Source organism: Microbulbifer maximicatervae (SeqCode), from assembly GCF_052467065.1.
Genome location: NZ_CP174299.1, coordinates 653,719 through 672,658 on the forward strand (window position 1 = coordinate 653,719; position 18,940 = coordinate 672,658).

An 18,940-nucleotide genomic window follows, 5' to 3' on the forward strand; every position below is an offset into this window, starting at 1 on the left:
ACCGAGTGTGTGTTATTTCAATTCCGCAGCTTGTTTTGCCAGACGAGTAATCTCTGCCCAGTTCTTTTCACGAACCAGAGTACTACTCGCCATCCAGGAACCACCGACACAGACCACATTGTTCAGAGCCAGAAAGTCCGGGGCATTTTGAGGCCCTATACCACCGGTGGGACAAAAGCGAACGTCCTGTAGCGGACCGCCAATGGATTTCAGCATTGGCACTCCCCCTGCCGCCTGGGCTGGGAAAAATTTCTGGTAGCGATAACCACGCTCGTTGAGGCGCATCACTTCTGAAACACTGGCAGCACCGGGCAGCAACGGTACTTCACTGCCTTCAGCAGCATCCAGTAAGCGGTCGGTTGCACCGGGGCTCACCATAAAGCTGGCGCCGGCTTCGATAGAGCGACGCAGATCATCACCATTGAGCACCGTGCCAGTTCCCACATGGGCTTCCGGCAGGTGTTTTGCAATTTGTTCAACAACTTCCAGGGCTGCCTCAGTGCGCAGGGTTACCTCAAGTACTTTCAGGCCACCTTCAATCAAAGCGCCGGCAAGAGGGAGGGCATCTTCAACTTTATCTACAACCAGTACTGGGACAACGCCAGCTACCTGCAAAATCTCGGCGATATTTTTCTGCATCAGATAATTCCAAATCTTTCGTTAAGGCGCCCAGTAAACAGTGACTGGTTTCAGCCCCTGCTTAAGAATACTGCGCACCGGCATTTCTAACTCATCACTGCCGAGCAACGCCTCGCGATAAACTTTTAGCTTCTCTTCGCCAGTGATCAATAACTTGATATTGCGCGCTTGCAAAATTGCACTCAGGGTCAAAGTCATACGCTCGGTATTGGAGCCGGTAACTTCACTTTGATTAGCAGTAATTGCCTTGCACAACTTTTGTGATTCAGGATTTAGTGCATCCTGTAAGCCCTGTGAATGGGGGAATAGTGATGCGGTGTGGCCGTCACTGCCCATACCCAGCAGACAAACATCAAACGGTTTCTGCAACTCGCTATATGCGCGCTCACAGGCCTCTTCACCTTCAGCGGCTGATGCATGTGAATTTTTCATACCCAGAAAATTGGCTTCGGCGCCAAAATTCTGTAAAAGCGACTTTTCAATAAAAGCTGCGTTACTACCGCTTTCGGTTTTTTCTACCCAGCGCTCATCAACGAGAGCCGCTGTAATTTGCGACCACGGAAGCGGGCGTTTGGATAGCTCGCGATATACTGGTTCCGGCGTACTGCCGCCAGATACCAGGAGACTTGCGTGATTATTTTCTTTAATACCTTTTTGCAGTTCGCAAGCACAATCGTGGGCTAGAGCCTGCACCAGGCGCTCGCGATCTTGGAAAAATTTTTCTTCAGCCATGGATTCTTCCATTTCTCTTAGTGGAAACCGGCGCGGTAAAATTAATAGCTGCGCCGGCTTTCCAAATTATTACTGCGCGTTAAACCAATGACGATCACTGCGTGACAGCAGTTTTTCTGCCTCTTCTGGCCCCCAGCTACCTGCAGGATAGGGCTGCGGCTGATTAGCCGTTTCGCGCCAATGCTCAATAATTGGATCCACCCACGCCCAGGCAGCAGCTACTTCGTCACGGTGGATAAAAAGCGCGGGATTATTTGCTGCAGCATCCAACATCAGGCGCTTATAAGCGTCGCTGCGGAAGCTGTCGTAAGTATCAGAAAGGGTTAAATTCAATTCAGCCGGTTGCAACTCGGTGGTGAGACTGTCCATTTTCTTCGCCATCAAAACCAGTTTGATACTTTCTTCTGGCTGTAAGCGAATAACCAAACGGTTGGGAACAATCTTTCCGGCTGACTCATCGTACACATGATGAGAAACATTTTTGTACTGCACTACAATTTCGGCACAGCGCTTTTCCATGCGTTTACCAGTACGCAAGTAAAACGGCACCCCTGCCCAACGCCAACTATCGATATGCGCTCGAATGGCAACGAAGGTTTCGGTTGAACTGGTTCCACCGTCGAGCTCATCGAGGTAACCAGGAACATCATTGCCATTGATTTGCCCAGCTATATACTGGCCACGCACAACGTTTTTATCGACCAAGTTTCCGGTAAGCGGGCGCAAAGCCTCAAGCACCTTAATTTTTTCTGCACGGATATTCTTCGCCGACATACTGTTGGGAGATTCCATGGCGATAAGGCACAGCAGTTGCAGCAGATGGTTTTGCACCATATCCCGCATAGCACCAGTTTCATCATAAAAACCCGCACGCCCTTCCAGGCCTACGGTTTCTGAAATACTGATCTGGATATGATCAATGGTTTTTGCATCCCAAAGATGCTCAAACAATACATTGCTAAAACGCAGTGCAAGAAGGTTTTGGACAGTTTCTTTACCCAGGTAGTGATCGATACGGAAGATACTATCTTCCGGGAAGTAACTGGCAATTTTACTGTTAATTTCATCAGAGGTTTGGGCGTTATAGCCCAGTGGCTTTTCCACTACGACTCTGGAATTTCCAGTAATAAGGCCTTTTACTGAGAGGTTTTCACAACAGGGACCAAATACCGCAGGCGGTATTGCCAAATAGAAAATACGAACCCGCTCTGAGTCGGAACCGAGAATTTCTGCCAGGTGATCCCACTGGCTATCCGGTACGGCGATATCCAGTGCGATCGGACAAAGTAATTGGCTAAATTGGTCCCAGCTCGAAGCACTGTACTCACCCTCACGGAGATATTTTTGCAGTGCCTGGTGGGCTGTATCGATATATTGATCAACATCTGACTGGCGGCGACACACCGGAAGGATGCGACAGCCCTCAACCAAGCTGCCCTCTCTAAATGCTCGGTAAAGTGCCGGTAGTAACTTGCGCAGTGCAAGGTCTCCGCCTCCACCAAATAACACCATATCAAAAGGGTTAATCATAAATTTTGCTCTGAGATCGTTCTTGTCTCGGAGCCTGTTTGGCTCCGTAATAATCAATAAAGAATACTTGCACCGGTCTCTGCACCACTGGCAAGCCCGCGCATATTAGCGAATAGTTCACGGCCGGTACCACGGGCACTTTCAGACAGGTCACACTGGGCCGGCTGGCGGGCATTAAATTCAGCTTCATCTACCAGTACGCGTAAAACACCAGCCTCCGAGTCGAGTTCAATCATGTCACCCTCTTGCACCTTGGCAATTGCACCGCCCTCTACGGCTTCCGGTGACATATGAATGGCCGCTGGGACTTTCCCGGAAGCGCCGGACATACGCCCATCGGTGACTAATGCCACTTTAAAGCCACGATCCTGCAGCACCCCCAACGTCGGTGTCAGCTTGTGCAGTTCCGGCATACCATTGGCGCGAGGCCCCTGGAATCTCACTACAGCGACAAAGTCGCGCTCTAACTCACCAGCTTTGAATCGCTTGAGCAGGTCGTCCTGGTTATCCAGGACAATGGCAGGCGCCTTCACCTTGAGATGCTCAGATTTAACCGCAGAGACTTTGATTACACTGCGCCCAAGGTTTCCTTCGAGCAACTGCAAACCACCATGCTGGGAGAAAGGGTCAGTGGCTGGACGAATGACCGTCGTATCACCGCTCTCTTCTGGAGTAGGTTTCCAAACCACACCGCCGCCAGCATCACTGTTGAGGAAGGGGTCTTCACAGTAGGGTTCAAGACCGGAATTACCGAGTACTGTGTGAACATCATCGTGTAAAAGGCCTGCGGAGCGGAGTTCGCGAATCAGGAACTGCATACCGCCGGCTGCGGCAAAGTGGTTAATATCCGCAGTGCCGTTCGGGTAGACATGACAAAGCAGCGGCACCACTTCAGAGAGGTCTGCCATATCCTGCCAAGTCAACTGAATACCTGCTGCACGCGCCATCGCAATAAGGTGCAATGTGTGGTTTGTGGATCCGCCGGTAGCGAGCAGTCCCACCACTCCGTTGACGAATGCTTTTTCGGTGAGAATTTTAGCTACCGAAGTGTGCCGGCTCGGTTCAGTAATTTTTACCAATTGCGCCACGGCAGCTTCATTTAATGCCGAGCGCAATTCGGTACCGGGGTTTACGAAGGAACTGCCGGGCAATTGCAGTCCCATAATTTCTACCAACATCTGGTTACTGTTGGCAGTGCCGTAAAAGGTGCAGGTGCCGGCACTGTGGTAGGAAGCACTCTCGGCTTCCAATAGTTCAGAGCGCCCTACTTTACCTTCAGCATAGAGCTGGCGAACCCGGACTTTTTCCGCATTGGACAGGCCTGTGGGCATTGGACCCGCAGGTACAAAAATTGAAGGCAAGTGGCCAAAAGAGAGAGCACCAATAACCAGGCCGGGGACAATTTTGTCGCAGATACCCAGGAATATGGCTCCTTCGAAAACATCATGCGAAAGCGCGATTGCTGTGGACATGGCAATCACATCTCGCGAAAACAGGCTGAGTTCCATCCCTGCACGCCCTTGAGTCACCCCATCGCACATTGCCGGTACGCCACCGGCAACCTGGGCCGTTGCGCCATTGCGCGCAGCTGCCTCTTTCAATTGAGCAGGGTAGGCACCATAAGGCTGATGAGCGGACAACATATCGTTGTAGGCGTTGACGATACCCAGGTTCGGCCCCCGCCCCGAGGCGATCAACTGCTTATCACCTTCCGGAGATGCGGCTATTGCGTGGGCCAAGTTTCCGCAAGACACATGTGCCGCTGCCCGCCCTTCAATATGCGCTTTCTCAACCTGCGCCAGATACTCTGCACGAGTTTCTTCGCTGCGCTTAATGATGCGTTCGGTAACGGTCTGAAGCTTGCTGTGAACCATGACTATTCCGTAATAACTCTGTTGAGGTGGTCTCTAGTTACAAAAACCACCAGGGTCACATTTCAGTGGCATCAGCCACCTGTGATTATCTTTCCGTGGAGCGCCTTTCGGCGGAATGGCTCCCGCTGCAACCCTACGGTTGTAGTGCCATCAATGTCCTATTGCCCAATCGTAAACCTGAAGCAGGAGGAACAAAGTTGCTTTTATCAGATCGCTGGAAACCCAATCATTCCAGCGGACAACCTTTCAGCCCACGGCAAGACTGCTTATGGAGACTCATGGGAAATCCTGTTATCGGGTAGAAATCTCACTTCCGAGCCTCTTCCCGCTCTTAGAGCTGAATGTTAGTGATCCAACAATGCCGGAACCTCCTCCCCACTGAGGTGGTAGAGACTTTGGACACCCGGCTTGAGTAATTCACCCAATCTGTAGCCACTCAATCTTATTGATGCGCATTATGTAGTAAAACTACAAAAACTTTCAAGAGGCTTCAAATAGTGATTGAAGATGTTAACCAAGGGAGACAGGCATATAGGCAGTATTTGGCATAAAAGCCATCATTTTCTTTAATACTGGGAAGCTTAATGCCTTCATTCAGTCACAAAGTGACAGATTGGCCTTACTTAGGTGTAGAATTTTTACAGACAAATGATAAGGTCTAGGAATCTCAAAGAATTGGGATAAAAAACTACAAATTACCCACAAATTAAGAAAGGAGGCGCACCCCATAAGCTAATTGCAGACTCATAACTGTTAAAATCCCACCTTCCAGCAATACTTACTTGTCGATGCCAGCAAGGCCAAGGCTCAGATAGAACTAGTTGATGCATGAAAGTCACAATTAACGATGTTGCCGAGCGCGCCGGCGTATCTATCAAAACAGTGTCCAGGGTGATCAATAATGAGCCCTCTGTACGCGCAGCCACTCGGCAAAAAGTGCTCGACGCAGTCAAAAGCCTGAACTACACACCCAGTCTGGCAGCGCGGAATCTGGCGGGGACACACTCCTATTCCATCGCATTTATTTATGACAACCCTAATGCCCACTACGTTATCGATATGCAAAACGGCATATTGGAGGCCTGCAGAGCAAAAGGGTATGAGCTACTTATCCACCCTTGCAATTCGAAATCTCCAGTTATCCACAGCGACTTAAATAAACTGGTCGAGCACGGCAAAGTAGCCGGATTGGTCCTAACCCCCCCTTTTTCAGAGTCACCTTCTTTTATCGATACGCTCCAATCCATGAATGTGGAATTTGTGCGAATTATTTCCTCCACCAATACAGAGAAAGCAAAGGGAAAGTCTATACAGATTGACGACCGCCAGGCCGCCTACAATATTACCCAGCACCTACTTTCACTCGGGCACAAGCGTATCGCTTATTTAAGCGGAGGCGAGGAGCACCTTTCCACATTGGGGCGCCAAAATGGATACAGCCAGGCACTCGAAGATGCAGGAATAGCAGTAGACCGACATTTGATTGTTGAAGGGAAATATTCATTTGAATCGGGCGAGATCAATGCGAGAAAGATCCTCGACAGCGACAAACCTCCCTCAGCAATATTTGCCGCTAATGACGAAATCGCAGCGGGCGCTCTATTTGCCGCCCGTATGTTAAAGATTGATGTTCCCGGGCAAGTCTCTATCGCAGGATTTGAAGACAGCCCATTTTCTCGACAAACCTGGCCCAAACTTACAACCGCACACCAACCCAACCAGGAAATCGCCCGTTCGGCAGCAGAATTACTGCTTGAGAAAATTCAGTGTAAAAGTTCAAAAGAACTCAATGGTTCCGGGAAAGAGGGTGAAACATACCGTAGCTTCACCCCCGAGTTAATTATTCGACAATCCACAGGCCCCGCGCCCACATAACCCCTTCAGCTTAAGAGAGATCTGGAAAGTTAATTTCGTCGATAAATTTCACGCCCCAGGCTCCAGGTCCTATTCACTTGCAGATCCTCACCTAATAAAACCAAATCCGCTCGGGCCCCTTCAGTAATTACACCTGCTCCCAGACCAAGGAACTGCGCCGGATACAAACTTGCCATGCGCAGCGCTTCCGGCAACTCAATCCCACACCAGTCACGGATATTTTTAACCGCGCCGATCATATCCAAGTGAGAACCCGCTAATTCTCCGGTGCTGGAGGTCAGTTTACCCCCGTCTCGTGTAACCACTCGATCAAATAGGGGAAAACTGGTGGCATCACTGCCCACTAGCGACATTGCATCGGTTACCAGTAACAACTTACCGCGAGGTTTTGCTTTCAAAGCTAACGCCATAGCGCCGGTACTGACGTGGTGGCCATCGGCAATTAATCCACACCAGGCATCATCCCGGATCAGGGCTGCCCCCACCATACCCGGCTCACGCGAATGAAGCGGGGACATTGCATTGTATAAGTGGGTAAATCCTGTCGCTCCAGCATCCAACGCAGCTTCAACAACTTCAGCACTCGCATTCGAATGGCCGAGACAAACATGAACTCCCAGGGAAACCAACTTTCGGATATCGGATACCGATACACAATCTGGCGCCAGAGTGACCAAGCGGATTCCCAGGTCTTCCCGGGCGTAGAGGGAAAGCTCCTCATGACTCAAAGAGCGGATAAACCCTCCTTCATGGGTACCCTTTTTGGCCTCACTTAAATGCGGCCCCTCAAAATGTACTCCAATCACACCCGGAACACCGCTGGACAAGGCCCCACTTACCGCATCGGCTGCCCGCTGCATCACTGCAAAGCTATCCGTAATCAAGGTGGGCAGGAAAGCACTGGTACCAAACTGACTATGGGCTTCGCTTATTTGCTGAAGCGCATTAACTGAGGGCTCCTGATTAAACAGTACACCACCACCACCATTGACCTGGATATCAATAAAGCCCGGCACCAACAAACCCGGTAAGCGCTCAGCATCGGAACTCACTCCCCCACCCACTGCGGAAATCAGTCCGCTATCTCCAATGGTGATAGCAACATCTGCAAGTATGCGCTCGCCATCAAATAGCTTTTCAGCAATCAGGATAACCCCCACTTCCCCCTCCCAAATATTATTTTCTGTTTTATTCAGACTGTCTGAGTAACTTTCTTTAAACCCGCCGGCTCATCGGGATTAATCCCCCGACTTACCGCCACGTGGGCCACATCGATATAAAAACGCTGCAACAGCGCCAGTGGAGCCACCCTCGGGTGAACCCCCTTACTCGGCACATGCAAATTAATCAGAGCCGCCCCACGCCGTCGAATTTCATCGATCTGCTGGCTGTGTGTGGGGAATGACTCATCCTCGATTGGAACATTCACCACTGTCAATTTCCCTTCCACCAGCGTAACGGGGCCATGCAAGAATTCCGCACTGGAATAGGACTCCGCATGGATATTGCAGACTTCTTTTAACTTCAGCGCCAGTTCCCGGGTAATCCCATAACCGGGACCCCGCCCCAAAACTACCAGATTTTGTACCGAGGCCAGGTTTTCCGGGCGCAATTGAATTTCTGCCCGCACCGCAGATCTCAAAGTTTCCGGCAACTTTTCCAGAGCACTACAAAGAGCGGGGTCCTGCGTCCAATTGGCGACCATCTGCAGTATCGCAGATAGGGTCGCCAGATAACTTTTCGTAGCTGCAACCGCTTTTTCCGGGCCAGCCTTTAGGGGAATTACCAAGTCAACCACATCTTTAATCGGCGCATCTTCATCGTTAAGCAAAGCGACTGTATAAGCCCCCTGCTCTCTCGCCATGCGGGCCTGGGTCAGAATATCTGGGCTTCTCCCAGACTGGGAAATGACGATAACCAGGGCCTCATCGAGCTTTAATTTGCGACCATAAACACTGGAGACCGACGGTGCGGCAGCAAAAGTAGGGGTACCAGTTTCAATCTCTATCAGATACTTGGCAAAGACGCCCGCATGATCAGAAGAACCCCTCCCCACAATCATCACAAAACGAGGAGGCTTCTGGCGCAGCCGCTCTCCCAGATGGGACATTATATTGGCATTGGAATGCAGCTGTTCAGCAATCCTATCCGGCGCCTCACGAGCCTCAGCCTCCATGACCGTGGTAACCATAATACTTCCTACCTGACTCACTCAAAATATGAACCCAGTTCTCACATTAATACCGAGCTCCATCAATCAGTCTATGCCCAGCAGTACTTCACCTCGGTTAATTGACGCCATTAATCGTCCTGCTTTGTTTTCAAACGCCCACTAGCTCGCCAACCCGAGACCCCATTACTGTCACAACAAAACTGGAATTGGGTATACCTTTTTAATCTATGCTTAAGGCACCCCTATCAGTTGCTGTCGATCATATCTACAGGAAGGATCAATGCCCCAAACCCCGGGCAGTTACACCACACAAAAATGGCGTTTAATCATTCTCCTTGTAGTTGCGAGCTTACTGAGCAGCTGCTCCAGCATACAATTCGCCTATAACAACATTGATTATTGGATACGCTGGAAGCTTCGTGACTATGTCGACTTAAATTCCCAGCAAGAGCTGGAGTTTCAAGGGGCTCTAAACAGCTTCTTTCACTGGCACCGCCAAACACAGCTACCAAAATATGCCGATTTCCTGAGCCAACTGGCAGATAAAGTAGATCAAGGTCAACTTGAGAATCCTCAGCTGGCTCCGGTTGAAAAAGAGGTGTACCACTTCATCGAAAGCGCCAGTAACAACGCCTTCAACTTAATGCTTCCTATTGTGGCGCAGTTAACGCCACAACAGATTGATCGCCTGCAACACAACTTGGCCAAAAAGCAGCAGAAAACACTGGAAAAATGGCAGCGCTCGCCGTGGAAAATACAACGACACCGCGATCGGCAAATTCGCCGGGAGAGCAGGCGATGGCTGGGAAGTTTAACCGAGCAACAAAAGCAGCTGATCGCAGCCTGGGTAAAGCAGGTAGAGTACAACCCTGTATTACGTAACGAACAACATATGATTTGGCAGCAACATGCCATTGAGCTTCTCCGACAGAAGCCTGATGGATACCAACAACAGTTGCGCGGTCTGCTGGAAAACCCAGACCAACTTTGGTCCGACGAATATCGCAAGGCGCAAGAGCAGCGCAAAATCCAAGCTCGCGAACTGGGAGAACAAATTCTGTCCAGTACCAGCCCCACACAACGTCGTCACCTAAGCAAAACTCTGCGCGACTATGCCCAGGACTTCCACTCTCTATCCAGCCAATAATCAGACGCCCAGATCCCAACACCACCGCCAAGCTAATGAACGACATGAGAGCTCAAAAAGCTAGCGTATCCAGGATAAATTCCACGCAATAGATTCAAGAGAAACTAATAATCATGTGTGATTTCCTGCTGACGAAAGCAACCTAAGGCTGATAAGCTCGCCAACTCACATTACCAGCCAGGGGAATTCAAGTGCATATCGAATCCGCCACACAGGAACAATTGATCGAGTGGGAAAAAGAATTAAGCGCTCACTACAACAAGATCTGTCAACACGAGTTAAGCCTGGATATCACACGTGGAAAGCCCTCGGCGGAGCAATTAAAACTTTCCGATAAACTTGATGGAATTCTCTCCGGTGACTATCGAGCGGCAGACGGTACCGACACTCGCAACTACGGTGGCCTAATCGGTCTGACCTGCGCAAGGGAGCTGGGAGCCGAAATGCTTCAAGTGCCGGTCAGCGAAGTGATTGCCGGAGGCAACAGCTCTCTCACACTGATGTATCACGCCCTAGTCACCGGTTACCTGTTCGGCTTTGCGGGCACTACCCCCTGGCGCGAATTAAAAGCTCCCAAATTTCTCTGCCCTGTTCCCGGCTATGACCGCCATTTTACGATCTGTGAGCAGCTGGGTATCGAGATGATTAACGTGCCCATGGGAGAGCAGGGGCCCGACATGGAGCTTGTGGAAAAGCTCGTGCGTGAAGACGCAGAGATTGTTGGTATCTGGTGTGTGCCCAAGTTTTCAAATCCAACAGGAGCCACTTACAGCAAGGAAACTGTAGAAAGATTGGCGCAGCTGGGACAATTTGCCGGCGCCGGCTTCCGGATATTTTGGGACAATGCCTATTCGGTGCACGACATTGGCAACTATGTAAATCTGCCAAATATTCGCACAGCAACCCTGGAAAATGATACTGCAGACTCCGTAATACAGTTTGCCTCAACTTCAAAAGTCACCCACGCTGGCGCAGGCGTTGCGTTTGTGAGCGCCAGCCAGGTAAATCTCGATTCCCTCAAAGGCCAAATGCAGGCAATGACCATTGGTCCTGACAAAGTCAACCAATTGCGTCACTCGAGATTTTTTACCGAATACACCAGCCTGACAGAACACATGCATAAACATGCAGATATTCTTCGCCCGAAGTTCGAGTGTGTTCTGGAGCATTTACATAATGCCCTCACCGATGCAGATATGGGTACTTGGGAAAAACCTGAAGGAGGTTATTTTGTTTCCTTTAATACCCTTCCCGGTTGCGCAAAAGCAGTGGTTAAAATGGCTGCGGATGCCGGAGTAAAATTAACACCTGCCGGCGCTACCTTCCCTTATGGCAAGGACCCTGAGGACAGCAATATTCGTATTGCACCCAGTTTCCCACCGCTGGAAGAACTGGATACCGCAATGTCTGTTTTCGTCCTCTGTGTCAAACTGGTGAGCCTACGTAAAAAGCTTGGCAAAATTTAACCATCCAAAATGCCAGGTGAGATTTCCTGAATCTTAAAAAAAGGCAGCTTTACGCTGCCTTTTTCATAAAGAGTCACTTCTAAGTCAGCTGGATAAATAACGTTTAGCAAACTTCTCGTCCACTTTTGATAAATCAACAACGACCAGCCCATCCACAGCATCGCAAAAATCCGGGTCAATATTAAAGGCGTGGAAACTGGTCCCTCCCGTTTTAGTAACAGAGGCATACTTTTTAAATAGGGGAGGTAGCATAACGCCCTCCTCACGCAAAATATGCTTCAATTGACGCATATCTGACACCGAATCCCCAAGTAATTCAGGCAGTTCAGATTGTGCTTCCGGAAATGGCAGTCGAGCATCCCCCAAGGAGTTTTCAGGAGCAAAATAATGGGAAAAATAGCGCACAATAACGGACTTCGCTCTCACGGAAAATGTACCGGGCATAGACACTGGGCCAAATAGGTAGCGTACCTTATTGCGCAATACCCACTGTCCAATAGCACACCAGAGCAGGTCTAACCCGCGCCCTCTCCAATATTCCGGCAGTAGGAAGCTACGCCCTAGCTCTGCAGAATCTGGCAGGCACTGCCGAGGAGGCTGCGGGTAATTAAAAAGCGTACTGCTGTATATCTGATCATCCGAGAGCGCCTCGGTCGCTGCTATGCGGTAAGCTCCTGCAATCTGTCGATTTTCTGCATCCCACAACAATAGATGGTCGTAATGAGCATCAAACGCATCCCAATCCCGGCTCTGCCCGGTCCCTTCCCCCACTGATCGAAAGGCAATCTCCCTCACTCTGGCCAATTCCCGCATGACGGGGCAATCTGCTTTCTGCCGATATAAACGCACAGAAAAATTACCCAGTTCAGAGAGTGATACACAGGACTCAACCACTCGCGCTACATCGGCTTTTGGTTCAGCTTCAACAATTAATTCCGGTCCCAGAGGGGCCGGCGAACGATGTAATTGGTAGACATGTTTACGCCACAAGGCAGCCTTGGCGCGGGGTGTTAGCGGCCAGCTACGAAAGTGTTCCGCTTCCAGGGGACGTCCTATTCGAATATCAATACTGCGGCTGGCCTGTTTAAACATCTCCCTAATCAACCATAAAGTCGAGAGAGGCTTGTTCAACATGGAGAGGCCATAGAACCACCAGGAATTTCTCCCTAAAACCTGCACTGGCAATATCGGCGCATTGGTTTTTTCCGCAAAACGGGCAAAGCCTGAATTCCAGCGTCCATCCCGAACCCCATGGGGGGTGAGCCTGGATACTTCTCCCGCCGGGAAAATAATAATCGCTCCCCCTTCACCTAAATGGCTATAGATACCTTCGATATCGGCTCGACGGGTACGCCCATTAAAGTTATCTACAGGCAATAAACAGGGGCGCAGGGATTTTATGTTCCATAATAATTGGCTCGCAACAGCTCGAACATCTTTCCGTACCCGCGCCACCATATCGATCAGAGCGAGACCATCCAGGCTTCCTAGGGGGTGATTAGACACAATCACTAGCGGCCCACTAGTGGGAACCCGAGCCAACTCTGATGGATTTAATTCGTAGCGAAAATTCAAGTCATCGAATACCTGGCGAATAAAATCCAGGCCGCCAAGGTGGGGGTAACTGCTGGTAAATTCCTGTAGCTGCTCCTCACAACAGATTTTCTTTACTGTGGCAGAAACCAATTTTCGCGTGGTTTTTTGTGGTGCCGCGCTGTACCAGGCGTTTTTCTGCAAAAGAGTCTCAAGATGAATCATGCCGCAACCACCTCTGTCATTATGCTGGCAATTTTTGGAGTCCGATACCAATGTAAAAGATCTAAATTGCCATCTTGTTGTTCTACAACCGCACTCATAGAGTCGACCCAATCACCACAATTCGCATAGGTCACAGCATCCCCACACACTGTTTTATTTCTAAGGGCAGGCCTGTGGATATGGCCACAAATAACACCATCAAATCCACGCGATATCGCTTCACGGGAGGCGACATCCTCAAAATCACTCATCATTTGTCGAGCGGCACCCACACGATTTTTTATCTGGCTGGCCAGCGACCACCAGGGCTTGTTAAATCGATTGCGCCAATAATTGATCCAGCGATTAAAGCGCAGCATCAGGTAATAACTGCGATCGCCGATATGGTAACTGATTGGATTTATTTTAATTCGGTGTTCAAACTGATCGCCGTGGGTTACCCAAAAACGACGCCCATTGGAAGCGGTGTGGATATAGTCTTTTTCAATTCGGATATTGCCGAGCCGCTTTCCGGCCCAGCTGCGCATTGGAGCGTCGTGATTTCCAGGAATATAAATGACTTCAGGCGTCAGGCTACTTAATTCGGAAAGCATTTCCAGTAGCAGCGAAGAGGCCTGGCACCATGTACCCCGTCCTTGAGCGAGTGCCTGCATATCAAAAATATCCCCAACCAGATAGACCGTATCGGCGCGATTCTGAGCCAGAAAATCTGCAAGTCGATGGGGCTCACTGTCTCTGCTGCCCAAATGGACATCGGAAATCCACAGTGCGCGATAGCGATTGCTCATAGCAAAGTTCCAGTCTGTACCAGTTATCAGCCCATAAAAATCAGGGCAGATACGCGGCAAAAATATAGGTCGTCGCTTGAGCTAACTTGAGAAAAATCGATAAATCCGTATTTGCTCTCTTGCTAGCAAATTGAGATCAACTAAATACAGAACGTCGTTGATCGTCAGCGCAACCACTTTGCAGCGATTTGATGACAGTCAGGAGGATTTTTATTGAAGCTTATATTGCAGAGGAAAAAAAGGTGCAGCGGATGATTTTGGCGCTAAAAACCGGGCATAGAGCCCGGCCTGATTCAGAGTAAAAATAAAGCTTACTCTGTGTCCTGGGGATGACGGATAGGCGGGGCAAAAGGAAACTTGGCAACTTTGTCACCCTTTACTTCAACAATCTTGCCGGTGCCCTCTTTTTCCACTTCATCAATACGTACGATGCTGTGCATCGGAATATAGGAACGGGTTACCGAAGCAAATTCGGTTTTCAGCTTTTCCTCACTGGGATCGACCACAAGCTGAGCCTTTTCCCCAAATACAAACTCCTCCACCTCGATAAAGCCGTACATATCACTTTGATAAATGGCCCGAGCGTAGAGTTCGTACACTTGGTTTTGGTTGTGGAAAATAACTTTATAAATCGGGTTGGCCATAAGTCTCTCAGGATGGGGATGACCCCGAAGCTCAAATTGATCAAAGAACGGGCAAAGCCCGAAAAAGCGCGCAAGAATAGCACAGGTTCGCAACAGCTAATATAGCCATCTATGCAGTGCCGGGTCGTATCGCTATAATGCCCCACCCTAATTGTTGACCAGTTTTTAACCAGGCGCGATATGTCCGAAACATCGGTGAAAAAGCTATATATTAAGACCCACGGCTGCCAAATGAATGAGTACGATTCCGCGAGGATGCGCGATCTGCTCGGCGAGTCCCACGACATGGTACCTACCGACGATCCCGACGAGGCGGATGTACTATTGGTCAACACCTGTTCTATCCGCGAGAAAGCCCAGGAAAAGCTGTTCCACCAGCTGGGCCGTTGGAAGCACCTGAAGGAAAAAAATCCCGACCTGGTGATTGGTGTTGGCGGCTGTGTAGCCAGTCAGGAAGGCGAGGCGATTGCCAAGCGCGCGCCCCATGTAGACTTGATCTTTGGCCCCCAGACCCTGCATCGCCTACCGGAGATGATGGAGACCAAGGAGCAAAAAAGCGGCGCAGTTATCGTCGATGTGAGCTTCCCGGAGATCGAGAAGTTTGATCGCCTGCCCCAGCCAGAGGCCGACGGCGCCACCGCATTTGTCTCTATTATGGAAGGCTGCTCCAAGTACTGTACTTTCTGCGTGGTTCCCTACACCCGTGGCGAAGAAGTCAGCCGCCCTGTGGCCGATGTACTCGAAGAGATCGCCCACCTGGCAGACCAAGGTGTCCGCGAAGTGAACCTGCTTGGGCAAAACGTAAACGCCTACCGCGCTACAGGAGAAGATGGCCACGAAGTGGATTTCGCCGAGCTGATCACTTATGTGGCAGCGATCGATGGCATCGACCGTATCCGCTATACCACCTCTCACCCGGTAGAGTTCTCCGATGCGCTGATCGATGTCTACGGACAGGTTCCAGAACTGGTTAGTCACCTTCACTTGCCCGTACAGAGTGGCTCCGACCGCATTCTGATGGCAATGAAACGCGGCCACACCGCCCTGGAGTACAAATCCAAGATCCGCCGCTTGAAGAAAATTCGCCCGGATATCTGCCTGTCTTCAGACTTTATTATCGGCTTCCCCGGCGAAACTGACAGGGACTTCGAGGCGACCATGAACCTGATCCAGGACGTGGGCTTCGATATCTCCTTCAGCTTTATATACTCCCCTCGCCCAGGTACTCCGGCTGCCGACCTGGCCGATGACACCCCTGAAGAGGTGAAAAAGCAGCGCCTACAGCTGCTGCAAGCGCGGATTAACCAGCAGGCGGCAGCTATTGCACGCCGCATGGTTGGCAACACCGAGCGTGTACTGGTAACCGGTGTTTCCAAAAAGGACCCCGGACAGCTGCAAGGCCGCACCGAGAACAACCGGGTAGTCAACTTCCGCGCGGACGATCTCGCCCTGATCGGCAAATTTGCCGATGTTGTGATTGAAGAGGCCCTGCCAAACTCCCTGCGCGGTACTTTAGTCACATCTGAGCTGGAAGAAGACCTGTTCTAAGACTTTGTGATTACCTCAAATAGCGGCAAGATGTACTTCAAAAGCACATCCTGCCGCCAAATTAGGCTCAACTTACCCCCCAAATTACGCCCCGTAATTAAAATCAGGTAAAGTTAGAACCTATTTGTAGGAATCACCTCTTTCCCCTTTAGGGAAAATGGGTATACCCTAGCAATATAACCCCTGGATTAAAGGTGCCGGAAACCAATTTGGAAACACAAACCCTCGCTCACAGCATCACTCTCGAGCCCAACGACGCACGCCGTCTCGCCAATCTCTGTGGTCAGTTCGACCAACACCTACGCCAAATAGAACAGCGCCTGGATATCGAAATTCGAAATCGCGGCAACCAGTTTTCATTTTTCGGCGACGCCAAATCGGCGCGTGCCGCTGGCGAACTACTCAGTAGGCTCTACAAGGAAACCGGTACCAAGGACTATCTCACTCCAGATGAGATTCACCTGGCTCTACAACAAGCGGGGGTTGAAGAACTCACCGGCCAAGATGGTAGCGGTGATTCCAGCGAAGCTGACCAAGTAGTACTGATTCGCACTAAGAAGTGCTCGGTACGCCCCAGAGGGCTTAATCAGCGTAAATACGTTCGCGCTGTGCAGACCAATGATATCAATTTCGGTATCGGACCCGCCGGTACCGGTAAAACCTACCTGGCGGTAGCCTGTGCTGTGGAGTCTCTGCTCAAGGATGAAGTTGAGCGAATCCTCCTGGTCCGCCCCGCCGTTGAAGCCGGCGAGAAATTGGGCTTCCTGCCCGGTGATTTGAGCCAAAAAGTAGACCCTTACCTCCGTCCGCTCTACGACGCCCTCTACGAAATGCTCGGTTTTGAGACTGTTGGCAAGCTGATCGAGCGCAACGTTATCGAAGTTGCTCCCCTTGCCTATATGCGCGGGCGCACCCTGAACAACGCCTTTGTTATTCTCGATGAGAGCCAAAATACCACCCGCGAGCAGATGAAAATGTTCCTCACTCGGATTGGCTTTGGCTCCACCGCCGTTATTACCGGTGACCCCAGCCAGGTCGACCTGCCCCGTGGCCAGGCTTCCGGTTTGCGCCATGCTGTTGGAGTACTGGAGCGGGTTAACGGAATTAGCTTTACCCACTTTGGAGCCAAGGATGTGGTTCGCCACCCCCTCGTGCAGCGCATTGTGGAGGCCTACGATATTCATGAAGCCGAGCTGGAAATGGCCTCGGCAGATCGAATCTCCAATAAAGCCGATGAGAATGCCGCTTAGAGTCCGCACTTGAGTTATGACTGATTTAACACTCGATGTGCAGCGGGTCAGCCGCTGCCACGACATCCCTTCCGATGAAGCTATCAGCAACTGGGTATCCAAGGCTTTGACCGGCCACCGCAACGATGCGGAACTGTCGGTGCGAATCGTGGACGAAAGTGAGAGCCAGGAACTTAATCACCAGTACCGGGGCAAGGATAAACCCACTAATGTTTTATCCTTCCCTACCGATTTTCCTGCGGAGCTGGATCTCCCTATGCTTGGAGATCTTGTGATCTGTGCCCCAGTAGTTGAATTGGAAGCGGAGCAACAGAGCAAATCACTATCGGCGCACTGGGCACATATGGTGGTCCATGGCACACTGCACCTTCTAGGTTATGACCATATCGAAGATGCAGATGCTCAGGTTATGGAAAGCCTGGAAACGAAGTTGCTCGCCAACCTCGGCATTGCAGACCCCTACGCCCCGCTGGATGAAGTGGGATGATAGCCGCTGTACCACCGAAGTAATGGCAAACTGCTACTGAACTTTATCTACAAACGAGAGAACCCCGGAGCATGGCCACTTCCATGACCACAGACGAGCCCCCAAGTAGTCACTCAGCGAGCAAATCCCGCGCGAGTGAAAAAAGTTGGCTGGAAAAGCTGTTCAGCGCCTTTTCAGCTGAACCCAAGTCGCGCGACGAACTATTGGACATCATTAAGGACGCCGCTGAAAATCAGCTGGTAGATGCTGAAGCGCTCTCTATTATCGAAGGCGCACTGGACGTTTCCAGCCAGCAAGTCCGTGAGATTATGATTCCACGCTCGCAAATGGTTGTGGTAGGCCTTCACGATAAGCCGGAAGAGTTCCTCCCCAAAATTATTGATTCGGGTCACTCCCGATTCCCTGTCGTCGGCGAAAGTGTCGATGATATTCGCGGGATATTGCTCGCCAAAGACCTGCTCCCTCTCCTGTTGAAAGGTTTCGACGGATTTCAGCTCGAAGACCTGATCCGCCCAGCCAATATTATTCCCGAGAGCAAGCGCCTCAATATCCTGCTGCGCGAGTTCCGTGAGAACCGCTACCATATGGCGGTCGTGATAGACGAGTACGGCGGTGTATCCGGTGTTGTGACTATCGAAGATATCCTTGAGGAAATTGTCGGTGAAATCGAAGACGAGACCGACGAGGAAGAAGCGGATAGCTATATCCGTAAAGTTGGGGAAAACGATTTTATCGTTAAAGCTCTGACTCCCATTGAAGAGTTCAATGAATTTTTCGAGAGCGCCTTTAGTGATGAAGAATTCGACACTGTCGGCGGTCTTATTATGCAGTCATTCGGCCATTTGCCGGGCCGTGACGAAGTCACCCGACTGGGTGACTTTATGTTCCGGGTACTCTATGCAGACAGCCGCCAGATACACCTTTTGCGGGTTGCCCATATGCGCAAACCGCCAGAAGAAGACAGCTGAGTACCGCCCATTACTGCAAGCCTTAACACACTGATACCCTGAGCGAACGGGGTATCCTGAC

The 18,940-nt window shown here is 50.5% G+C and carries 16 protein-coding genes; 7 read left to right on the forward strand and 9 right to left on the reverse strand.

What is annotated here, in order from left to right; genetic code table 11:
• Positions 1 to 12: 12 nt before the first annotated feature.
• The 4 genes from eda to edd all read right to left on the reverse strand — a co-directional run bounded on the left by eda (position 13) and on the right by edd (position 4,775).
• Positions 13 to 639, reverse strand: a complete 627-nt coding sequence (gene eda / locus ACJJI1_RS03025; protein ID WP_444958501.1) for a bifunctional 4-hydroxy-2-oxoglutarate aldolase/2-dehydro-3-deoxy-phosphogluconate aldolase — start codon at positions 637 to 639, stop codon at positions 13 to 15.
• 21 nt (positions 640 to 660) lie between these two features.
• Positions 661 to 1,371: a 6-phosphogluconolactonase gene (pgl, locus tag ACJJI1_RS03030; RefSeq protein ID WP_444958502.1), complete on the reverse strand. Its 711-nt coding sequence runs from the start codon at positions 1,369 to 1,371 to the stop codon at positions 661 to 663.
• A 69-nt stretch (positions 1,372 to 1,440) separates the two neighbouring features.
• The gene (gene zwf / locus ACJJI1_RS03035) at positions 1,441 to 2,901 is read right to left on the reverse strand and encodes a glucose-6-phosphate dehydrogenase (RefSeq protein ID WP_444915689.1); all 1,461 of its coding nucleotides are present in this window, start codon (positions 2,899 to 2,901) and stop codon (positions 1,441 to 1,443) included.
• A 53-nt stretch (positions 2,902 to 2,954) separates the two neighbouring features.
• Positions 2,955 to 4,775 (reverse strand): phosphogluconate dehydratase, encoded by a 1,821-nt coding sequence (gene edd / locus ACJJI1_RS03040; RefSeq protein WP_444958503.1) that lies wholly within the window; start codon positions 4,773 to 4,775, stop codon positions 2,955 to 2,957.
• 828 nt (positions 4,776 to 5,603) lie between these two features.
• On the opposite strand from edd, the gene ACJJI1_RS03045 reads away from it, so the two are divergent.
• Complete coding sequence (locus ACJJI1_RS03045; protein ID WP_413663098.1) at positions 5,604 to 6,650, forward strand: LacI family DNA-binding transcriptional regulator; 1,047 nt, start codon at positions 5,604 to 5,606, stop codon at positions 6,648 to 6,650.
• 29 nt (positions 6,651 to 6,679) lie between these two features.
• Here ACJJI1_RS03045 and nagA read toward each other — a convergent pair whose 3' ends face one another.
• On the reverse strand, positions 6,680 to 7,810 hold the full coding sequence (nagA, locus tag ACJJI1_RS03050) for an N-acetylglucosamine-6-phosphate deacetylase (protein WP_444958504.1): 1,131 nt from the start codon (positions 7,808 to 7,810) through the stop codon (positions 6,680 to 6,682).
• Between the two features lie 32 nt (positions 7,811 to 7,842).
• Positions 7,843 to 8,841 carry a glucosamine-6-phosphate deaminase NagB-II gene (nagB-II, locus tag ACJJI1_RS03055; RefSeq protein ID WP_444915685.1) on the reverse strand — a complete coding sequence of 333 codons (999 nt, stop codon included), beginning with the start codon at positions 8,839 to 8,841 and terminating at the stop codon, positions 7,843 to 7,845.
• A 262-nt stretch (positions 8,842 to 9,103) separates the two neighbouring features.
• Here nagB-II and ACJJI1_RS03060 point away from each other — a divergent pair, with 262 nt between their 5' ends.
• On the forward strand, positions 9,104 to 9,970 hold the full coding sequence (locus ACJJI1_RS03060; RefSeq protein ID WP_444958505.1) for a DUF6279 family lipoprotein: 867 nt from the start codon (positions 9,104 to 9,106) through the stop codon (positions 9,968 to 9,970).
• A 191-nt stretch (positions 9,971 to 10,161) separates the two neighbouring features.
• Entirely contained in the window at positions 10,162 to 11,436 is a 1,275-nt protein-coding gene (locus ACJJI1_RS03065) for an aspartate aminotransferase type Ic (RefSeq protein ID WP_444958506.1), read from the forward strand.
• Between the two features lie 84 nt (positions 11,437 to 11,520).
• Here ACJJI1_RS03065 and olsF read toward each other — a convergent pair whose 3' ends face one another.
• The 3 genes from olsF to ACJJI1_RS03080 form a co-directional block, all read right to left on the reverse strand.
• Complete coding sequence (gene olsF, locus ACJJI1_RS03070; protein ID WP_444958507.1) at positions 11,521 to 13,194, reverse strand: bifunctional ornithine lipid synthase OlsF; 1,674 nt, start codon at positions 13,192 to 13,194, stop codon at positions 11,521 to 11,523.
• Positions 13,191 to 13,982 carry a UDP-2,3-diacylglucosamine diphosphatase gene (locus ACJJI1_RS03075; RefSeq protein ID WP_444958508.1) on the reverse strand — a complete coding sequence of 264 codons (792 nt, stop codon included), beginning with the start codon at positions 13,980 to 13,982 and terminating at the stop codon, positions 13,191 to 13,193. The genes olsF and ACJJI1_RS03075 overlap by 4 nt, the downstream gene beginning before the upstream one ends.
• Positions 13,983 to 14,293: 311 nt before the next feature.
• On the reverse strand, positions 14,294 to 14,626 hold the full coding sequence (locus tag ACJJI1_RS03080) for a DUF1820 family protein (protein WP_172975496.1): 333 nt from the start codon (positions 14,624 to 14,626) through the stop codon (positions 14,294 to 14,296).
• Positions 14,627 to 14,806: 180 nt separating this feature from the next.
• Here ACJJI1_RS03080 and miaB point away from each other — a divergent pair, with 180 nt between their 5' ends.
• The 4 genes from miaB (at position 14,807) to ACJJI1_RS03100 (ending at position 18,879) form a co-directional block, all read left to right on the forward strand.
• On the forward strand, positions 14,807 to 16,174 hold the full coding sequence (gene miaB, locus ACJJI1_RS03085) for a tRNA (N6-isopentenyl adenosine(37)-C2)-methylthiotransferase MiaB (protein ID WP_413663105.1): 1,368 nt from the start codon (positions 14,807 to 14,809) through the stop codon (positions 16,172 to 16,174).
• Positions 16,175 to 16,368: 194 nt separating this feature from the next.
• Positions 16,369 to 17,424, forward strand: a complete 1,056-nt coding sequence (locus ACJJI1_RS03090; protein WP_444958509.1) for a PhoH family protein — start codon at positions 16,369 to 16,371, stop codon at positions 17,422 to 17,424.
• 16 nt (positions 17,425 to 17,440) lie between these two features.
• Complete coding sequence (gene ybeY, locus ACJJI1_RS03095; protein WP_444958510.1) at positions 17,441 to 17,911, forward strand: rRNA maturation RNase YbeY; 471 nt, start codon at positions 17,441 to 17,443, stop codon at positions 17,909 to 17,911.
• A 71-nt stretch (positions 17,912 to 17,982) separates the two neighbouring features.
• Positions 17,983 to 18,879 (forward strand): CorC family transporter, encoded by an 897-nt coding sequence (locus tag ACJJI1_RS03100; protein WP_413663108.1) that lies wholly within the window; start codon positions 17,983 to 17,985, stop codon positions 18,877 to 18,879.
• Positions 18,880 to 18,940 lie beyond the last annotated feature (61 nt).

Coding starts and splice junctions, on each gene's coding strand:
- ACJJI1_RS03045 (WP_413663098.1), top strand. CDS start 5,604: ATGAAAGTCACAATTAACGATGTTGCCGAGCGCGCCGGCGTATCTATC.
- ACJJI1_RS03080 (WP_172975496.1), bottom strand. CDS start 14,626: ATGGCCAACCCGATTTATAAAGTTATTTTCCACAACCAAAACCAAGTG.
- ACJJI1_RS03100 (WP_413663108.1), top strand. CDS start 17,983: ATGGCCACTTCCATGACCACAGACGAGCCCCCAAGTAGTCACTCAGCG.
- zwf (WP_444915689.1), bottom strand. CDS start 2,901: ATGATTAACCCTTTTGATATGGTGTTATTTGGTGGAGGCGGAGACCTT.
- ACJJI1_RS03075 (WP_444958508.1), bottom strand. CDS start 13,982: ATGAGCAATCGCTATCGCGCACTGTGGATTTCCGATGTCCATTTGGGC.
- nagB-II (WP_444915685.1), bottom strand. CDS start 8,841: ATGGTTACCACGGTCATGGAGGCTGAGGCTCGTGAGGCGCCGGATAGG.
- edd (WP_444958503.1), bottom strand. CDS start 4,775: ATGGTTCACAGCAAGCTTCAGACCGTTACCGAACGCATCATTAAGCGC.
- miaB (WP_413663105.1), top strand. CDS start 14,807: ATGTCCGAAACATCGGTGAAAAAGCTATATATTAAGACCCACGGCTGC.
- olsF (WP_444958507.1), bottom strand. CDS start 13,194: ATGATTCATCTTGAGACTCTTTTGCAGAAAAACGCCTGGTACAGCGCG.
- pgl (WP_444958502.1), bottom strand. CDS start 1,371: ATGGCTGAAGAAAAATTTTTCCAAGATCGCGAGCGCCTGGTGCAGGCT.
- ybeY (WP_444958510.1), top strand. CDS start 17,441: ATGACTGATTTAACACTCGATGTGCAGCGGGTCAGCCGCTGCCACGAC.
- ACJJI1_RS03060 (WP_444958505.1), top strand. CDS start 9,104: ATGCCCCAAACCCCGGGCAGTTACACCACACAAAAATGGCGTTTAATC.
- eda (WP_444958501.1), bottom strand. CDS start 639: ATGCAGAAAAATATCGCCGAGATTTTGCAGGTAGCTGGCGTTGTCCCA.